Annotated in this window: 2 protein-coding genes and 1 tRNA gene; all 3 read right to left on the reverse strand. The window is 42.5% G+C overall.

Annotation, left to right across the window (positions count from 1 at the left end; genetic code table 11):
* Positions 1–87 precede the first annotated feature (87 nt).
* Positions 88–1785, reverse strand: a complete 1698-nt coding sequence (locus CAG69_RS15860) for a site-specific integrase (protein WP_161445084.1) — start codon at positions 1783–1785, stop codon at positions 88–90.
* A 93-nt stretch (positions 1786–1878) separates the two neighbouring features.
* Positions 1879–1966, reverse strand: a tRNA-Ser gene (locus CAG69_RS15865).
* Between the two features lie 143 nt (positions 1967–2109).
* The coding region (locus CAG69_RS15870) for an L-alanine exporter AlaE (protein WP_161445086.1) at positions 2110–2519 on the reverse strand (410 nt) is incomplete at its 5' end.

Raw genomic sequence — 2519 nt, forward strand, 5'->3', positions numbered from 1 at the left:
ATATTTTAAAAACAACAACTTAAACAAAAACCTTTCAGAAAAGATGTTTAAACAATAGCACATGTAAACTCTAACTAAGTAATGTTCTTATAGCCTGCTTAAAGCTAAACGAGGGAGACGGTCGATAGCTTCTTTTTTCGTCTCCAACTCAACCGTACCATATGAACCGCCTACACCCGCTGGAGTATGACCAGTAATAGCGTCACTAACAGTGTCAGCAATACCCAGTCTGCGCAGAGCCGTCTTGAAAGTATGCCTAAACGCATGAGCCGGTTGGGTTGTGTGTATACCTAGAGACCTGACTGTTTGACCCCACCACTTACTGAGTGCCGCTGATTTCTTGCCGTATTTGTTCTCTTTAAGCTCTGGGAACAAGAAGCCGCCTGACTCCGCAACATAATCTAAGAAACCTAGTTCTATCAGATGAGCAGGGATAGGTACGTGTCTCAGTGAAGAGTTATTCTTAACGCTTTGCCCCTCACCTCGACGGATATTGAGGTAATGTATGCCTGAGTCTGATTGGGATACATCTGACTTATGTAGTTGAGACATCTCCTCTAGGCGTGCACCTGTATATCTGCACAACAAAGGAACCCAATAACAAGCCATACCATAAGGTTTACGAGCATTAACATCATTAAATACGTCAGCTTGGAACAGTCGACGCATTTCTGAGTCAGTGTAGCCTTTTCCCTCATTAGCTTCAGTTTTCTTCTCCGCTGTGGCAACACGCACACCTACGTGTGGATTAGAGTCGATGATGCCTAGTTCAACGGCATAGCTAAACACAACAGAGGTCTTGCGTAGACAGTTCTTCACCGTAGTAGCACTTAAAGTCTCTAGACCTTGTATCTTTACAAGTTCAATTTGCTCTAGAAGAGGTCTATTCCTGATACTTGCAATTTTAGACTTAGGTAACTGAAGCAATGTATCTCGAAACTCAACGATATGCGCACGAGTTACTTCAGTAACATCCAGATCTCCGATAACTTCGATTAGACGCTCAATCTGAAGGCCTGCCTCATACAATGCTTTAGCGTCTTTGTCCTTAAGAGTTTCAGACTGGTGATACCTCTTAAACACATTAGATATAGAGTATTGAGATGCCTTTTTGCGTTTAGGCTGGTGTTTGTTAGCTAAAGCGTTAACTGACAGAGGTTTGTCTGCAATAGGATTAGATACTGCTTCGTAGCCATAGTCACGGTTGTAACGTGCTCTACATAGCGCTTCGATGCGATGAATGTAGTGATAGAAAGCTACTGCTAATTGACGGAAAGACTCACTGTGAGAAGAGACAACTAAACCCTCTCTATCTAGTTGAGCAACAATAAACTCTTTTAGTTCATCTGCTAGCTCTTGAAGCTGGTCAGGAGTAGCAGTATCAACCTCGTTGCCACATATGGACAAAGTATCAGACAAGCCAAATTCACGGACTGTGCCTTCCGCATCTACATCCCTTTTTAGGAAAAGATCGTAGTTACCAGAGGTATCAACTTCATTCTTTACGTGTTCATACCAACGCTCTGCGATGATTGCACAGTCTCTAACATTGAGTTCGACATTGGATGAATTAGATAGTTTTAACTGAGCAACGGCGATCTGCTTCTGCGCATCGAATAGACACTCAGTAAATCGTGGTTTAGCTTCAGAAAGGTTTTTCGTTTGAAGAGATTTCTTGAAGACTGTCTTACCGATTATAGGAACCAGCTTTTTGGGGACAGCCATTCTAAAGTAGTAAACACCAGTTTTAGGATGCTTATAAGGACTTGCCATGATGTTCGACATTGTACCTACTCTTTGTACCAGTAGGCAGCTTACATTAAAACACCAAACCCCTGTATTATAAGAAGTTCTTACACTACAAGGGCTTATAGAATGTGGCGGTGAGTGAGAGATTCGAACTCTCGATACGTTGCCGTATACACACTTTCCAGGCGTGCTCCTTCAGCCACTCGGACAACTCACCGAATCAATTTTTGTTAGCATCATTGGCTAACGAGGCGCTAATTTAATGATTATGTGCCTGATGGTCAAGGCTAAACATAAAAAAAAGCGCCCTTTTCCACTCGATTGCTCACTAAGTAACTAAATTGAGCAAAACTGGGTCATTTAGATACTTTGAGAATAACCGGGAACACGGAACCAACGGCGGCACATGTCCAAGAAGTACCCATACAACACACCCATACCGCAAGAAATAATGGCGTTACTTGTCACCGCGGTCACTATTTGGTCTGTAGACGCACCAACTGCGAATAAAATTCCTGCATAAACTGGAGACTGAAAAAGCACATAAGCGACCAGATCAGATACGTTTTTCATAAATGAAGACGGCGATACCTTGTTACCCTGACGTAGTACCCAATCACGAAAAACGCCATACGGCCAAGCAATAGCAATATTCACTGGAATAGATAGTGTACGTGATGCTAAAGATTGCTCAAACGTCATCCCTGAAATCAAAATCTCGACAATCATCCCTGTGATAAAGCAAAAAACAACCATAGCAAAGGTATCCG

This window comes from Vibrio sp. V43_P6S15P86, from assembly GCF_009904725.1.
Taxonomy (GTDB): Bacteria; Pseudomonadota; Gammaproteobacteria; order Enterobacterales; family Vibrionaceae; genus Vibrio; species Vibrio diabolicus.

Coding starts and splice junctions, on each gene's coding strand:
- CAG69_RS15860 (WP_161445084.1), bottom strand. CDS start 1,785: ATGTCGAACATCATGGCAAGTCCTTATAAGCATCCTAAAACTGGTGTT.